The organism is Clostridium sp., assembly GCF_021372645.1.
GTDB lineage: Bacteria > Bacillota > Clostridia > Clostridiales > Clostridiaceae > Clostridium.
Genome location: NZ_JAJFUC010000004.1, coordinates 1 through 16,527, shown reverse-complemented (window position 1 = coordinate 16,527; position 16,527 = coordinate 1). Strand labels below are relative to the sequence as shown.

General features: G+C 28.3%; 15 protein-coding genes, 7 pseudogenes and 1 riboswitch. Of the genes and pseudogenes, 3 read left to right on the top strand and 19 right to left on the bottom strand.

Translation table 11 applies throughout. The features are described from left to right. Positions 1-94 (top strand): annotated as a pseudogene (locus LLF98_RS00705) (phage holin family protein); the annotation flags it as partial. A 273-nt stretch (positions 95-367) separates the two neighbouring features. Here LLF98_RS00705 and LLF98_RS00700 read toward each other — a convergent pair. From LLF98_RS00700 to LLF98_RS00675, 6 genes and pseudogenes are all read right to left on the bottom strand, one after another. Continuing rightward, positions 368-508: pseudogene (locus tag LLF98_RS00700) on the bottom strand (DUF2935 domain-containing protein); the annotation flags it as partial. 321 nt (positions 509-829) lie between these two features. Beyond that, on the bottom strand, positions 830-1,042 hold the full coding sequence (locus tag LLF98_RS00695) for a hypothetical protein (protein ID WP_291699838.1): 213 nt from the start codon (positions 1,040-1,042) through the stop codon (positions 830-832). Continuing rightward, positions 1,039-1,263 (bottom strand): annotated as a pseudogene (locus tag LLF98_RS00690) (iron-sulfur cluster assembly scaffold protein); the annotation flags it as partial. The pseudogene LLF98_RS00690 and the gene LLF98_RS00695, both read right to left, overlap by 4 nt. 167 nt (positions 1,264-1,430) lie before the next feature. Then, positions 1,431-1,892, bottom strand: a complete 462-nt coding sequence (locus tag LLF98_RS00685; RefSeq protein ID WP_291699836.1) for a spore coat protein — start codon at positions 1,890-1,892, stop codon at positions 1,431-1,433. A 169-nt stretch (positions 1,893-2,061) separates the two neighbouring features. After that, on the bottom strand, positions 2,062-2,508 hold the full coding sequence (locus LLF98_RS00680) for a flavin reductase family protein (protein WP_291699834.1): 447 nt from the start codon (positions 2,506-2,508) through the stop codon (positions 2,062-2,064). Between the two features lie 41 nt (positions 2,509-2,549). After that, positions 2,550-3,377 (bottom strand): Mrp/NBP35 family ATP-binding protein, encoded by an 828-nt coding sequence (locus LLF98_RS00675; protein WP_291699832.1) that lies wholly within the window; start codon positions 3,375-3,377, stop codon positions 2,550-2,552. A gap of 208 nt (positions 3,378-3,585) precedes the next feature. Here LLF98_RS00675 and LLF98_RS00670 point away from each other — a divergent pair, with 208 nt between their 5' ends. Together LLF98_RS00670 and LLF98_RS00665 are read left to right on the top strand one after the other, a co-directional pair. After that, on the top strand, positions 3,586-4,668 hold the full coding sequence (locus LLF98_RS00670) for a YibE/F family protein (RefSeq protein WP_291699830.1): 1,083 nt from the start codon (positions 3,586-3,588) through the stop codon (positions 4,666-4,668). A 178-nt stretch (positions 4,669-4,846) separates the two neighbouring features. Continuing rightward, positions 4,847-5,836: a tRNA 4-thiouridine(8) synthase ThiI gene (locus LLF98_RS00665; RefSeq protein ID WP_291699828.1), complete on the top strand. Its 990-nt coding sequence runs from the start codon at positions 4,847-4,849 to the stop codon at positions 5,834-5,836. 72 nt (positions 5,837-5,908) lie between these two features. Here the strand turns inward: LLF98_RS00665 and LLF98_RS15375 are convergent. The 13 genes and pseudogenes from LLF98_RS15375 to LLF98_RS00605 all read right to left on the bottom strand — a co-directional run. After that, positions 5,909-6,044 (bottom strand): annotated as a pseudogene (locus LLF98_RS15375) (rubredoxin-like domain-containing protein); the annotation flags it as partial. 17 nt (positions 6,045-6,061) lie between these two features. Then, a pseudogene (locus tag LLF98_RS00660) lies at positions 6,062-6,407 on the bottom strand (C-GCAxxG-C-C family protein); the annotation flags it as partial. A gap of 107 nt (positions 6,408-6,514) precedes the next feature. Continuing rightward, entirely contained in the window at positions 6,515-6,832 is a 318-nt protein-coding gene (gene trxA, locus LLF98_RS00655) for a thioredoxin (RefSeq protein WP_291699826.1), read from the bottom strand. A gap of 138 nt (positions 6,833-6,970) precedes the next feature. Further along, a complete protein-coding gene (locus LLF98_RS00650) occupies positions 6,971-7,792 on the bottom strand; it encodes a TIGR03943 family protein (protein ID WP_291699824.1) in 822 nt (273 codons plus the stop codon). A gap of 34 nt (positions 7,793-7,826) precedes the next feature. After that, positions 7,827-9,440: a permease gene (locus LLF98_RS00645; protein WP_291699822.1), complete on the bottom strand. Its 1,614-nt coding sequence runs from the start codon at positions 9,438-9,440 to the stop codon at positions 7,827-7,829. Between the two features lie 85 nt (positions 9,441-9,525). Continuing rightward, positions 9,526-9,651: pseudogene (locus tag LLF98_RS00640) on the bottom strand (GTP-binding protein); the annotation flags it as partial. Between the two features lie 243 nt (positions 9,652-9,894). Beyond that, positions 9,895-10,728: an ATP-binding cassette domain-containing protein gene (locus LLF98_RS00635; RefSeq protein ID WP_291699820.1), complete on the bottom strand. Its 834-nt coding sequence runs from the start codon at positions 10,726-10,728 to the stop codon at positions 9,895-9,897. A gap of 99 nt (positions 10,729-10,827) precedes the next feature. Beyond that, entirely contained in the window at positions 10,828-11,709 is an 882-nt protein-coding gene (gene cbiQ / locus LLF98_RS00630; protein WP_291699817.1) for a cobalt ECF transporter T component CbiQ, read from the bottom strand. A 219-nt stretch (positions 11,710-11,928) separates the two neighbouring features. Next, the gene (locus LLF98_RS00625; RefSeq protein WP_291699815.1) at positions 11,929-12,255 is read right to left on the bottom strand and encodes a cobalt transport protein CbiN; all 327 of its coding nucleotides are present in this window, start codon (positions 12,253-12,255) and stop codon (positions 11,929-11,931) included. Continuing rightward, positions 12,255-13,007 (bottom strand): energy-coupling factor ABC transporter permease, encoded by a 753-nt coding sequence (locus LLF98_RS00620; protein WP_291699813.1) that lies wholly within the window; start codon positions 13,005-13,007, stop codon positions 12,255-12,257. Before LLF98_RS00620 ends, LLF98_RS00625 begins: the two co-directional genes overlap by 1 nt. A gap of 259 nt (positions 13,008-13,266) precedes the next feature. Next, positions 13,267-13,464: riboswitch (cobalamin riboswitch) on the bottom strand. Positions 13,465-13,607: 143 nt separating this feature from the next. Beyond that, positions 13,608-13,730 (bottom strand): annotated as a pseudogene (locus tag LLF98_RS00615) (ABC transporter substrate-binding protein); the annotation flags it as partial. 259 nt (positions 13,731-13,989) lie between these two features. Continuing rightward, entirely contained in the window at positions 13,990-14,406 is a 417-nt protein-coding gene (locus LLF98_RS00610) for a bacteriohemerythrin (RefSeq protein ID WP_291699810.1), read from the bottom strand. A gap of 182 nt (positions 14,407-14,588) precedes the next feature. After that, positions 14,589-16,289, bottom strand: a complete 1,701-nt coding sequence (locus LLF98_RS00605) for an FAD-dependent oxidoreductase (protein ID WP_291699809.1) — start codon at positions 16,287-16,289, stop codon at positions 14,589-14,591. Between the last annotated feature and the right edge of the window lie 238 nt (positions 16,290-16,527).

The following is a 16,527-nucleotide window of genomic DNA, read 5'->3' as shown; positions in this document are numbered from 1 at the left end:
AATTCCTAACATGAGCGTATCTATAATAGGAGCATTATTAGCAGCTATAGTTATTGGAATCTTGGATGCAGTATTACCAGGAAGAGTGATGTAGGAGTTTTATAGTAATAATTTCGTTAATAAAGATGCAATCATTATTCTAGTTGCATCTTTTGTGTTAATTTTTATTATAAAAGTAAGTGTTAAATAGCACACTTATCGAGAATGACAATAATAAAATCAAGTTAAAACATTACAATAGGATAGTATAAATATTTAGTCTACTATTTCTGATTTAGCAAAAAGTAAATTATTAAAGAACATTTTCATTACTTCAATCATACATTTTATAATATATAATTATAGAAGAGGGATTTATGTCTACTTTTCTAAAGGCATCTGCCTCATCTATATAATTTGAATTCTTTGGTGTAAAACCTACTTGTAAAAAGAATGAGTGTTCTTTCACAATTCTTGCAAAAAAAAGGTGCAATTCTAATGATTGTCGTATAAATTCACTACTACTTATAGCTCTTATTATGAGTGCTATGATAAAAAAAAGGATTTGCAGGTAAAGTTACTGACGTAGCCGACCTTATGCCTTTCAGGCATAGAACGAATATAGGAAAATTCTTATCTAAAAGTCCTTGGAATGAAGACTTTATTGAAAGAGCACTCCGTAATTTGGTTATAAAAAAGATTTGGGAAATTTCTAAAGCAACTATAAAATAATTCTTTATTACATACTTTTTTAATACTATAAAATATCTAAGATTCACTTAATCCAATTCTATTACATTTCCAGTATTATTATAGACAAATTTATTCCCAAACTCACTTTCTAAATGTGCTACTGCCATATAACCTGTACAATGACATAATCTAAATTATTCAAATCAATTTTTAATTTCTCTGCATTTTTAATAAAATCCCCACTTTGACCTGTATCAAACAAAATCTTGATTTCATCAGTTTCTATATATAAAGAAAGTCCATGTTCACTAAGTAAACTCTTATTTTCATCAGAATTGTTTTCAATAAGAGTTGTTATTTTTAAACTCATTCCTTTTTCTCCTCACTATAATAATTATCAATAGCATTTCTAAGTGCCTTAACACCAAGATTTGAGCAATGCTTTTTATCCTCTGGTAATCCCCCTAAAGCTTGTATAATATCTTCTTCAGTAATTTGCAAAGCTTCTTCTAAAGTTTTTCCCTTTGCAAGTTGCATTGTCATACTTCCACTTGCAATAGCTCCAAAACATCCAAAAACTAAAAAGAAAACTATATATTTGAATTTTCCATTTTCATATTACTCCAATTTATAATTATTGTCAAAAGCCAATAACTATAAAACAATATCTAAATATAGTGTAACTAAATAAAAACACAAAAAGAGGTTTTGCTTTTTAATTGCAAACTCTTTTTGTGCTTTCACTAAACTTTTAATAACTATTGAACATTATACATTCCTTTACTCTCCATATACTTAAATATAGATTCTCCGTGTTTTTGTTCTTCTTTTTGTATATGATTTAATACATCACGAACTTGTGTATCTCTAAATTCAAAAATTGTGGTATCATAAGTCCCTGAAACATATTTTTCTGTCATTAATAAATCTGAACACATATCCTTGTCAGATATATTACTTACTGCTGCTTGAGTAGTATTCATATTTTGCGCAGCATTTTGATTTTGCTTTTGATTCATTTGAGGAATATTACCACTTAGTAATTGATTAATAGTGTCAAGATGATTTCTTTCCATTTGTTCATTAGCCTTACATATTTGTTTTAATTGATTGTCTTGCGCTTGATTTGCATAATTAGAATACTTTTCGATACAAATTTGTTCATGACTTTTTTGATCCTCTAGTAACATTCTTTCTTTTTGACTTAAAGTTATTTGCATAATAAAACATCTCCTTTGCAATTTTATCTTGTGTAACTTTTATTTTTTTATACATAGAAATAATATTTTTTTGTCAAATGCCATTAATAATTTGAAATTATCTGCAAATAAATAAAGCATTCCTTTTATTTTTGTTTTACAACTTATAAAAGAATGCTTTCTAAAATAATTATTTTATTCTAATAGTATGAACATATTCAACCTTGCCTATAAACATTTCATGTGAACCTGTCATTATCGAATCCACTACTGTACACTCAATATTTATAGGACAATCTGCTAATAAAGGTGCATTTACCTTAATTCCTTCTTGAACTTTAATATTTAATTCTGAAAATTTATCCTCATCTCTACCACTATGACTACCTAAATAATCAAACATTTCTTGTTGCTCTTTTGTTACAAGATTTACTACAAAAACACCAGTTTCTTTTATGATATTATAAGAATATCTTGAAGGAACAATTCCTACCATAACCATTGGTGGATCATAACTGCAATTCCCACAATATGCTACTGCTAACGCATTATTCTTACCATTAGTATCTCTACATGAAACTAATACTTTAGGCATTGGTTGAAGGCATGATTTCATATTTCCTTGAATTTTTTCCATAACACACTCTCCCTTATTTCTTCATAATATTATTAAAAATATTATTCTAACTCTCTAATAATATTTTTAACTATAGGGTCAAATATTAGTTCTAAACTTTCATCTATATGTGCATTATCATATTGTCCTAGGTTATTTATACTATTTAGCATAGGAAGTTCTCCTAAAAGCTTTAAATTCATATCTTTTAAAAACTTTTCTGTATTATCTCCATTAAAGAGTTTCATTTTATCTCCACATTTAGCACAAGTTATATAACTCATATTTTCAATAACACCTAAAAGATTAATATCCATCTTCTTTACCATATTTACAGCTTTTGATACTATCATCGAAACTAAATCTTGTGGAACAGAAACCATAACAACTCCATCAATCGGAATAGATTGCATAACTGTTAATGCCACATCTCCTGTTCCTGGCGGCATATCAATTACTAAATAATCAAGTTCTTCCCAAAGTACATCAGTCCAAAATTGTTTAACCATTCCTGAAATTATAGGACCTCTCCAAAGAACAGGATCTTCTTCATTTTCCATTAATAAATTTAAAGACATAACTTTAATTCCATCCCTAGTTTCTACAGGATACATAGCATTTTCAGCCATAGCAACCTTTTTATTTTCTACACCAAGAAGCCTTGGAACACTTGGTCCTGTTATATCTGCATCTAAAACACCAACACTATATCCAAGTGCTTTTAATTGTTTTGCAACAATAACAGAAATTGAAGATTTACCTACTCCTCCCTTACCACTCATAACACCAATAATTTTCTTTACCTTATTCAAAGGATTATTTTCAATCATACAACTTTCCTTATCCTTATTACATCCATCCTTTGATGAACATGAATTACAATCTGACATAAAATCATCTCCCTATATTTAATAGCATTTGCCAATATTATATTATTACTATTTTTTGTTACTGTCAAATGCTATTAATGTCTCCAATAAAAATTTCTATGCTTCTGAATCTTGTCATATTAAGTATTAGGTATATTCCGTTATAATGCTTACTATAAATATTATGTTATAACCATTGTAATATTTTACATTTAAGAGGTGCTTATTTATGAATAAATTTTCCTTATCACGTATAATGTTAACTTTTCTTTTATTAATTCTAGTATTTATTTTTTCACCATTTAAAGTGGACAAAACTAACGATGCATTTGTTGATAATAAAATAATCTGTAAAGCTTTAGTTGAAAATGTTACTTTTTCTAACTCAAATCAAAATTCTAAAATTAAGGTATTAGTATCTGAAGGTAAATATAAAGGTAAAGAATTTATTTTAGACAATACTTTAGTTGTAAATAATTCTGAATTAACTTTAAAACCTAATGATTTTGTTCAAATATTAATTCAAACTGATAATAATAAATTAAATGTAGCAATATATAATTATCCAAGAGAAAAAAATATTTTGTTATTAGTTGCATTTTTTATAGCCTTAGTTATTTTTATAGGAGGCATAAAAGGCTTTTATGCAATCTTATCTATTGCCTTTAATATATGTATAATTTATATGCTACTATTACCAGGAATACTTAGTGGGTATAGTCCTATAAAGCTAACAATAATTTGTTGTCTAATCATTTCTTTTTTTTCATTAATAATACAAAATGGATTAAGTAAAAAAACAATTTCTTGCCTTATTGGAACTTTAGGCGGTGTTATAATAGCAGGCATAATCACATTCATAATGAGCAATTCTCTTCATGTTTCAATTAATTATGAAGAATTTTTATCCCTGTCAAAATATTCTCCAAATATTAAATTTAATTTTCAAGGAATATTATTTTCTAGTATTGTGGTCGGTGCACTTGGCGCTAATTTAGATATGAGTATGTCAGTAGCTACTTCAATGAATGAGCTTAAAGAAAACAATCCTAGTATAAGTAAAAATTTATTAATTACATCTGGATTTAATATTGGAAGAGATATGATAGGCACTATGGCTAATACACTTATCTTGGCATATGTAGGAAGTTCTGTTGTTACTTTAATGGTTTTCTTAGGACATAATGTTAATTTTTCATATATAATTAGTCTTCAAGATATTTCTGTAGAAATACTAAGAGCGCTTGCAGGAAGTATGGGGATGATTTTATCAGTTCCACTTACTGTTTTTGCTAGAGTTTATATAGATTAATTAACTTTACCTCGACATTTTGCATTTTTTCATTCTACTTCTATTCACTTTTAATTGTCAAATGCCACTTAAAATTATTGACTTGAATTCATAAACTGCTTAAAATTGATTATAACTATAATTAATTTTTACATTGAAACATTATAAGAAATGTTTTAGGTATACGAGGAGGAACAAGATGACAAGAGCATTAGCTATGATTTCAGGAGGATTAGATAGTCTTTTAGCTGCTAAACTAATTAAAGAACAAGGTATAGAGATAATAGGAATTTGTTTTAAATCATATTTTTTTAATGAGGAAAATGCAAAAAGAATGACAAAACAAATAGGAATACATTTAGAAGTAATAGACTTTTCTAAAGAACATTTTGATATAGTTAAAGATCCAAAACATGGATGGGGTAAAAATATGAACCCTTGCATAGATTGTCATGCTATGATGATTAGATATTCAGGTGAATTACTTGAAAAATTTGATGCGGATTTTATTATCACAGGTGAAGTATTAAATCAACGACCTATGTCACAGAATAGATCAGCAATGGATATAGTAAAAAAGCAATGTGAATTTGGTAATAAAATTTTAAGACCATTATGTGCAAAAAATTTGAAAGAAACTCAAATGGAAATTGATGGATTAGTAGATAGAGAAAAACTATTGGATATTTCAGGAAGAAATAGAAAACCTCAAATGGCATTAGCAAAAAAGTGGGGCCTAAAGGACTATCCATCACCAGCAGGAGGATGTAAATTAACAGAACCTAATTATTCTATTAGATTAAAGGAAATGTTAGATAGAAAAGAAAATGTTACAGAAAAAGATATACACTTATTAAAATACGGAAGACACTTTGTAAGTAAGAACAATACTAAAATAATAGTATCAAGGACTAGAGAAGAAGGAGAACAAATAAAACAATTATTAAATAATAAAGATATGATGTTTATTCCTTCTAAATTTAGTGGAGCAATGGTTATAATACCAGAAGGAAATACTCCTACAGAAGAGGACTTAACATTTGCTTGTAGATTAGCTGTTAAATACAGTAAAGGAAAAGATGAGAACTTAGTTCAGGTTAAATATGGTCAATTTTTAACTAAGTTTAGTAACACTAAAGATGTTAATGCTATAACTCAAGAAGAACTTGATAAATATAATATTAATTAAATTAAGTATTTTCTGCAATGAATCAAGAAGGGGTACATATCTACCCCTTCTTAAAGAAAGTTATAAAATCATTTAATAGTTTTCTTTTCTTACTTCAAAATAGCTTTGAGAATATTTACATACTGGACATACTTCTAGAGCTTTCTTACCCATAACAAGATGTCCACACACCACATTCCCACATTTTTTCTTCACCTTTTTCAAATACCTAAATAATTAAATTGACTTAGCTGGTATGTAGCTTTCACTTTGAGTAGACAATCCTAAAAAGATCTCTACAAATTATAGAGCCATTCTTTTCTCTAAATTACTCAGCAATCTCTTGAATTCGCTTATAATGTTCTGCTTTAGATAAGATATCTTTTGGATCAGTGTATCCATATTTAATGCCAGCTACCATAAACATGCCACTTACTGCTCCACAAACTTCACGAAGTCTTGCCATACCTCCTCCAAAGGAAGATGATATTTTAAGTGCTGTTTCAAAATTCATTCCACACTCTTCACAAAAAGCCCCAAATACTGATTTGGAGCAATAATAATTTATTTTATTCCCGATTAGAAATATTATATATGTATAGAAGAATCTCTTCTATACATTATTTATAAATACAGAAAAGCAGGTATATCTAATTTAGACTACCTGCTAAACACGTAAATTCATTACACTATTGCTTTCTATAAATGTGCATTAACTTTATTTGTTATATTTTGTTCTGGCATAAAACCTGCTAAGTTTTCTACAGGAACTCCATCTTTAAATATAATCATAGTTGGAACTGTAGCTATTCTATACTTTTGAGCTAGATTATTATTTTCATCTATGTCTACCTTAAAGAATTTAGCTTTATCTTCCATCTTATTACTAACTCCCTCAAATACTGGAGCTAACATCTTACATGGTCCACACCAAGTTGCTGAGAAATCAACAACTACTACCCCTTTAGTATTTTCAACTTTTTCAGCAAATTCATTACTATTTAATACTTTAACCATACTTAATTCCTCCAATTCATATTTTCTAATGTTATTAACTTCTTATGATTCAATTATAACCTTATATTTTTGCCACCTCTGTGACTTAATCACTTAAGAATTTGTATACTTCCTTGCTTTCATTAAAAATAGCGAATTTTAAAATGGATATACATATGAAGTATCTGGACTCATATCCTTTTTAAGATCTTCAACTACTATAACTGGATCTACAGATCCTTCATAAGTATCCTTTTTTATTTTTCCCTTTACTTTTATCCATGTGTCATTATCATAAGATTCTAGATTATTACCCTCACATCTCATTCCTGCAATTTGCATATCTGCTGCACAGCATACCATCATAAATCTTCCTATTATAAATTCATTTTCTTTTAAGTCTTTATCTTTATATACAAATCCTGTTATCTCTATTTCTTTTCCGTCATATTTATCTGGATTTCCTAAAATCTCATCAAGGGAAAATACAAAATTTTTAGTATTCACTTGAATAACATTATTTTCTATATCTAATTGTTTTTTATCAATTGTACCTTGTCCATCATTTTCAGTTTTTCCGCTATATATGTCAAATGTAGAGTTAGCAGAAGTTAAATTATTGCTTATATTATTATCTTTATTAGAAGTATTATTTGATGTAATATTGGAATTTGTGTTTATATCACTAACTTTAATTTCTGAATTTGCACTATTACTTTGCATAAAAAATATCATAATTAGAGGAATTATAAAAATCACATAATTTTTTAACTTAATTCTTTTCTTTTTATTATGAAAGATATCTTTAATTAAAAACAATACAATTATAAACATAGCTATCATGCCTAAAACTATAAATGGAACAATTCTTGGATGTACATACATAGTTATTTCATTATTTATAATAAGTTCAAAGTAAAATACTGAAAAACCAAGTAATATTAATATTTTTATAATAATGTCTACATTTAATTTTTTCATATACTACCTCTTTCAATTAATTTTAGTCATATTCCTAAGCTAATGTACAATTAATCAAAACTCCAAATGACACCACAAGAATAATAAATATTAACTTTAATACAAATTTCTTTTTAAAACTGCCAAAAAGCATAATTGTATTTTTAACATCTAACATAGGTCCAACTACTAAAAATCCCATTACTGAATTTATTGAGAATTGCTTTAAAAAACCTTTAGCAACAAAAGCATCTGATGTTGAACATACTGAAAGTAAAAAAGCCAATCCCATCATAATCAAAAGTGAACTTCTATTATCGTTTGGAATATACATACTATTATTTAATGATACTGTAGTTTGAAAAATACTAGATAAAAATGTTCCTACAATCATAAATTTTCCTATATTAAAAAATTCATCTCCTGCATGAATAAATACAGCTTTTACCTTATCTAATTTACTTTCATTATACTCGTAGTTATCATTACAAAAAACACAGTCACATTCAATTATATCTTCATCACTTTTTAAAATATACTCATCCTTCTTTGTACAAAACTGCATAATAAGACCTACTGCAATTGAAATGACTACTCCTGCAATTACCCTATAAATTACTACAGATCTCATGCCTTGAAAAGCATATATAGTTGAAACAATTGCTATTGGATTTACTATTGGTGCTGCTAGCATAAATGTAACTCCAGCCGCTATAGGTATTTTCTTTTTCATAAGTCCACGAACTATAGGGATAGTCCCACAATCACATATAGGAAATAATAAGCCTGCAAAAGCTGCAACTATGCATGAAAGAACAATGTTTTTGGGAAATATTTTTATAAACCTATCTCTTGATATGCAAATTTGAATAATTGCTGATACAAAGCTTCCAATAAGGATGAAAGGAAACCCTTGAATCAATATACTTATAAATACGTTGTAAAACTTTTTAAAATTTTCTAAATATTCGTTGTATATATTAATATCTAACATTGATAATGTACTTAAATATGATAATATGAATATTAAAATGCCTAAATATAAGAAAGGATTAAAAATAAAAGACTTCTGATTTTTTATCTCTGAATACTCATCATCTAACGGTTGTACTTCATTTAATACAGAAACATGTTTAATCATATTAGCAGTTTCATTTATATTTTTAATTTCTTTTTGAATGCCTAAAAAATCCTTTTTCTCTAACTGATCTACATTATTTAATATTATAGTTTCGCAATTAAAAATATGGGCATAAACTATACTTTTAATATTTTTAAAATACATAGTAAATGTTAGCACATCAATTATGCTTATTATATCATCAAGTTTGCATAATCTTTTTATACCTTTATTATTGAATATATCAATAATAGTTTTAGGATTCTTCATACCATTTACTTCAATAAAAATTCTATTAGGAATATATTCACTTATAATTTTTTTTATATAATCTGCATTGAGTTCTTTATCTCCATCATTTTTTATTACTATCATTTGGCTTTGTTGTTCCTGATTATATAATTCACTTTTTATTTCACATTCTCCAAATTCATCTTGGATAACTACAATAATTTCATTTTGTAATTCTTCACCTTGCAACATAGAATTTATAAAACTCGTTTTTCCAGAGCCAAGAAATCCTATAACTATTTCAACTTTTATATTCATATTTTACCTCTAAATACTTATTGATTATTTACATACCTTTTCAAATAAGTAATGCAATTTCTTCAAATATTTCTTTTAATTTAGATTTACTAAATTCATTTTCTATAATTGCAATTTTTTCTTCCTTAAACTTCTCATCAATTAACTTTTTTATTAACGTAGTTTTGCCTGCACCTAAAAATCCAGATATTATGTCTATTTTTGTTTTCATATATTTTCTCCTTGTTGCAATAAATTTGCATTTGCATTTAGCTAAATTATATTACTGTATATGGAAAATTACAAGAATAATACTCACATATATCATTCTTGTAATAAATATTTAATATATATATTCTAATTTAGTACTGAACTAAACCATTCATTCTTATAATTTCACATTAATGCCCTATCTGCAATTTTTATTTTTTTAAGCTCATTATTGTTATATTTATCTAGTGCAGCTGTTAGTTAATTAATTCATTTCCTGAAGCATTTTTTGAAATTCCTGCATATTTTTGGGATATATTTTTTCATCCACAATAATATTATTCTCTCTCAGAGATTCATACACTTCTAACATCATAGGCTTTTTTAAATTTGCTTTTTTTAAAGTCTCTTGATTTTGAAAAATTTCTAGTGGAGTTCCATCTGCAATAATATTTCCCTCACAGAACACAATAGCCCTTTCTGCCCAACGGTAGGCAAAATCCACATCATGTGTGGAAATTAACATGGTTTTTCCTTCTATACCCAATTTTAATAAAACTTCTTCAAGCATTTGAGCATTTAACGGGTCTAATGATGCAGTTGGTTCATCAAAGATAATAATTTCTGACTTCATGGCAATAATATCTGCAATAGTAACCTTTTTCTTTTCTCCTCCGCTTAAATAATGAGGCGGACGGTCTTTAAAATCTAGAATATTCATATAGGTTAGTGCCTCATCAATCCTTTTTATGACTTCTTCTTTCGGCAGTTTTAAATTCATTGGTCCGAATCCGACTTCCGCTCTCACTGTGGAAGCTATAATCTGATTATCTGCATCCTGAAAAACTATTCCAATACTTTTTCTAAGTTCCTTAAGATTCTTTTTATTAATAAGAGTGCCCCGATAAGTAATTTTTCCACTTTCAGGTGTCAATACACCATTCATATTAAGGAAAAATGTAGATTTTCCAGCTCCATTGGACCCGATGACTGCAATCTTCTCACCTTCATTAATATCAACACTAATCCCATCTAATGCTACTTGCCCATTTCCATAAACATAATATAAATCCCGAACACTTAAAATTGGTTCTTTCATAAACTATCCTCTTATAATATATTTAGGTTATCTGATTTAAGGAAACCTATAAACCTATTCTTTATTTTTTCTTTATGTAAATTATTATATTAGTTCTTTCTATTTTGTGAATCCCCAAAGCAGAAACAAAATAATTATAAACACTACTGCCGATACTATCTGGTTCATCTCAATCTTTTTGTCTTCCTCTAGAAATATCATTTCGCCATCATAGCATCTAGCTTCAATGGCATCATAATATGCATTTGTCTTTTTCATAGAAATAACAAGCATATTGCTAATAATTCCTCCAAATGTATGTAATGATGTTTTAAAATCACAATATCCTTGCCTTGAATCTGCAGAATTCTTCATTTGGGAATATACATTAAGCAGAATAAAAATATAACGATAAATCATATTCATCAGTTCAATAATAAGCTTAGGAACATGCGCTTTCCTCATGACAGATATAATTTCTGAAGATGGTGTTGATAATGCCATCATCTGTAATGTACTTACTGCTGCAAATGCTTTTAAAATTATGAAAATCATTTCTTTTAGTTTTTCCTGTGAAGTATACATGTAGAAAAAAACAAGGTGCAAATTATATTGTCCCATTGGCTGCCATGCAAAATCAACAGCAATTGTCACAGTTCCTAATAGAATAAATGTAATCGGAATAGTAAGTACAGAAAGATATTCATGCACCTGAAGGCCTCCCTTCACCATAGTCAAATAAGCCATTGCAATTAAAACCGCAATAGATACATATGGATTATTCAATGTAATGCATAAAATGAGTATCAAAACTGCAAATGAAACCTTGAACGTAGAATTCCATCCTCTTATTTTCGAAGCATAGGAATAAAAATCAATTTCAAATTGCTCTCCATGTTTATGCCTGATTCCGTTATAATGACGCTTTCCTTTATGTAAATTCTTCTGCTGATACTCTGCTAGAAGGACAACAGCTACTGCAAGAATAATAAGGCATAACATAAGAATTTTCCTCATCTAAAACCTTCCTTTCTTCTTATCTTTTGTTGTGTTTTAAATCTATTCTTCAGTACCCTCGTCAGTATGCCTTTTTTAATATCTTTCATATCAAAATTTTCTCCTTATTAAAAAAAGATTGTTGAACAATATATAGTAATTGATATCTATATATTATTCAACAAATATTTTCTTAATTCAATCCAAATTCATAAAACCCAATAGTTATCTTTCTTTTTTTACAATTTCTTTTTCCCATTTACTTCTCTCTACAAATCTGCCGAGGAAGAAGAATATAACACCTACGCCTATACCTGTTTGTACACAAAACAACAGGCTCTCTACTTCACCAGGTAATTCTCCTCCAATTAGTGTTTCCATAACTGGTTCAAACCATGGCTTGTACTCTGAACCAGTAATTTCTGAAATGGCTACGCTTCCAGCATCATCAGAACCACCAAACTCAGCTCCTTTTAACATAAACAAAGGCACAACTGCAATTAATATTGCAATCAATAATAAAATAATAACCGTTTTTTTTGATTTCGACATTACTTATCCCCTCCGTTCATATATCCGATGCCAGTCAATTCAGATTTTGCATAAGTCTCAAGACCAATCAAGATAACAACTGTCAAAATTCCTTCAATAATTGCTAATGGCACTTGAGTTGGTGCAAATACACCGAGGAACTTAATAACAGAGGCAACAACACCACCATTAGGTGATGGATAAGCAAGTGCAAGCTCAAAACTGGTAACACAATACGTAAATAAATCTCCAATTGAAGCTGCTAGGAAAATTCCAACACGCTTATTGACTTTTAGCTTCTTACATAATATATAAATTCCATAAGATAGTAGCGGTCCAGCAATTGCCATTGAGAAACAGTTTGCTCCAAGTGTCGTAAGTCCACCATGTGCTAGCAGAATTGCTTGAAAAATAAGTACGATAATACCCAAAATACTTACTGCAAGTGGTCCAAATAAAATTGCACCAAGTCCAGTACCCGTCATATGTGAACAGCTTCCTGTAACTGACGGAATCTTCAAAGATGACAATACAAATACGAAAGCTCCAGCCATTGCAAGTATGGTAGTAGATTTACGATTTTGTTTAACTGTTTTCTTAATTGAAAAATAACCTGCTACTAAAAATGGAAGGCAGATAACTCCCCATGCAATACAGTATTTAGGTGAAAGATATCCTTCCATAATGTGCATTGCATTTGCAACAGGAGATACTCCGAATACCAATGTAAATACTGTAACTAGACCAATAATTTTCTTTTCTTTTAAATTCATAATTTCCTCCTTCTAATATTCTTCTGATTATTCTATTTTTATTACTTTAATTTTTTATTTAGTCTTATCTGTAAAATAAAAAAATCCCTTTAACTAAAGTGTTAAAAGGACACAATGATAAAATATGCTCATTCATATAAAATGTGCAAATAAATCTTCATTATAACGCCCTCCCTATCGCTCGTAGAGTTTAGAGATGTTCAAAAAAATAATAAGCAAGTATGCTAGCATCTTTGACCTGTTATTTTCTTTCATATCCCTTACAGTGCAAAATATAGGCAGGTCTTCTGACTTAAGAATCATCATTTAAATACGCCTTCCCTGTTTCCAAGTGACATAATGTACTTAAATTCATCTAATACAGCTACGGGATAGTTCAGGAATTTCACCTGATTCCCTTTTAATTAATCAATTTCAGTTAATAGATTTTGATTAAACCTATATTTCTTATTAAATTTTATTGTTCTCGTATATATACTTCTGTTATACCTTAACATTATTAACAAAAAAAATCAATTAGCACAATTATATATATATTGCAATTTAAATTTTACATTATCGATAATTAAATTTTATTTTACACTGTTATTCAAATTTATTTTATTCCTCTGATAAACATTTATATATTTCATCTAAATTGTATCTTATAGCCTCAATATAACTCTTATCATCTTCTTTAGATTCCAGTGTCATGATTGGAACTACTTTTTCTCCACCAATTTTCTCACCAACAAAAATAAAATAGTCTTTGCTATCTTCTTTATAAATATTCTTAAATCCTTGTTCATTTGCTAATTCACATATTTTTTCTACATCAGAAAACTTTAGTGATATAATATTATTTTCCTCTTCCTTATACCTGTTGATAACAAATGATACTCTGTATTTAAATAAAAATTCTTAATAAATTTATTTTGCAACACTATATTATTTTTAAATTCAAAGGAGAGGAAACTCCTCATTTAAGCTTCCTCTCCTTATATTATACAACTGTTTTTAAAAATACTGCATATCCTCTATCTGCAATCATAATGTGTTTACTAATCCATTCTGATAGAAAATCTATAATTTCTAATATTATTTTTCTTTGATTATCATCTATATCTTCTCTTGAAGCTACTTGATTTATCTTATTTACATAGATTTCATGTTCTTTCGCTTGGTCGTGGGTATGATTATAATTATATTCTTTTAGCATATTTTCTTCATACTCAAAATGATATTTTGTATATTCTAAAAGTTCATCAATTATTGTCATTATTTCATCATATCTATCATATCCATCATATATTATTGCAATTTCATATGCTCTTTCTCCTATTTCCATTAACTTTTTATGTTGTTTATCAATTTCTTCAATATTTAAATTATATTCTTCTTTCCATTTAAATGCTGCCATTTTAATCTCTCCCTGCCATTTAATAATAATTATTATAAAATATATTTTATCATATATTTTAGCAAATGCAAATTAATTCAAGCAAAATTTTTTGCCACCTCTGTGACTTACTCACTTAAGTCACTTTAAAAAAACAAATAACACCGTATAATAGTCTCTTTTATTTTCTATTCCTAATTAAGTTATCTAAAATTATATTCTGTAACAATACTTTCTCTATTTTGAGTTATATCATTAAAGTACTCATAAAATGATATACCTAAAAAGCTTCCTGTAATATTATAAACATTATTAAAACCTAAGTTTTGAAGAGCTAAAGTAGCATTATAACTTCTTTGACCAGTTCTACAATGTAGATACACTGGTTTATCTTTTGGTATTTCATTTATTCTATCTCTAAGTTCACTTAATGGAATATTCACTGCATTTTTAATATGGCCATTAGCAAATTCGCCTCTTTCTCTAACATCTATGATATATGCATTATGCTCAACAAGTCCTCTAACTAAATCAACATTAACTTGCTTAAAATCTCCATTTAAAAGATTTGAGCCAACATATCCAGCATAATTAACAACATCTTTTGCTGTAGAAAATGGTGGTGCATAACATAATTCTAAATCTTTTAAATCCTCTAGTGTTCCTCCAAACTTTATAGTAGTTGCAATTACATCTATTCTTTTAGTAACATCACCCCTGCCTATAGCTTGAGCCCCTAAAATCTTTCCTGTTGGAATTTCATAGAGCAGTTTAAAATGCATAGGTGCTGAAGTTGGCATAATGCTGACTTTATCTGTAAGTATTACACGTACTACATCATACTTAATCTTCATGCTAAGAACATTTATAAGTGCTTCATTTAAGCCTGTTGCTGCTCCATTATAATCAAAAACTTTTATAGCTGATGAACCTATGTAACCTTTATTTAATGACTTCTTTCCATTAATATGATCTGCAACTGACCTTGCTTCTTTTTGAGCTGGACCTGCAAGTGATAATTTTACTACTGAATGAGTAAGCGCATTATAAATTTCTATTGCATCTCCAACTACATAAATATTTTCATCATTGGTCCTATAATTTTGATCAACCTTTATGGCTCCTGTTTCTCCAATTTCTAAATCTGCACCTTTAGCTAAAGCAGTTTCTGGTGATACTCCTATCGCCATAACAACAACTTTTGCATTAATTTTTTTACCTGATGCTAAAATCACTACATCTTTTTCAAACTTTTCAACTTTATCTCCAACAATTAAGTTAACACCTTTATCATAGATTTCTTTATGCAGAATTTGAACCATATCATAATCAAAAGGTCTTAATATCTGATCTGTTCCTTCTATAAGCGCTACATTGTAACCAGCATCCCTTAAATTTTCTGCTGCTTCAACTCCTATAAATCCACCACCAATAACTGCTATATCTTTTGTATCAATTGATTTTATATATTTATTAAGTTTGTCTATATCCACAACATTTCTTATTGTAAAAATGTTGACCTCTTCAATTCCAGGAATATTGGGAACAATTGGTTTTGCCCCTGGAGACAATACTAACTTATCATAACTTTCCTTATATGTTTCACCGGTTAACAAGTTTTTAACTGTTACATTTTTTTCTTCTTTATTTATAGATAACACTTCGTTATTTACCCTAGCCTGAATATTATATTGAACTAGAAATTTTTCTGGACTCATTAAAACCAATCTATCAGCTTCATCTATTATTCCACTCAAATGATATGGAAGTGCACAATTTGAAAAAGATACATGAGGTCCTTTTTCAAACATTATTATTTCATCTTCTTCACTAAGTCTTCTAAGTCTTGCTGCTGCAGATGCTCCCCCTGCAACTCCCCCAATTACTAATATTTTTTTCTTCATAGCTCTTTCTCCCGTTGTCAAAAATTTATAAAAATCTACAAATTTCTATTTAATTCCCTGTTCAATACGTTCCATTTTGCCTAAGCTACTTTGGTTTGATATAACGCTCCGAGGGCTTAAATTCCCATACAACGCATGGTACATATTAGCAGTATCTTTTAAATGATTAAACTACTAATCTATATCTTGATAAATTGATACTTGCATTATAATCCCTATCTATAACACAACCACATTC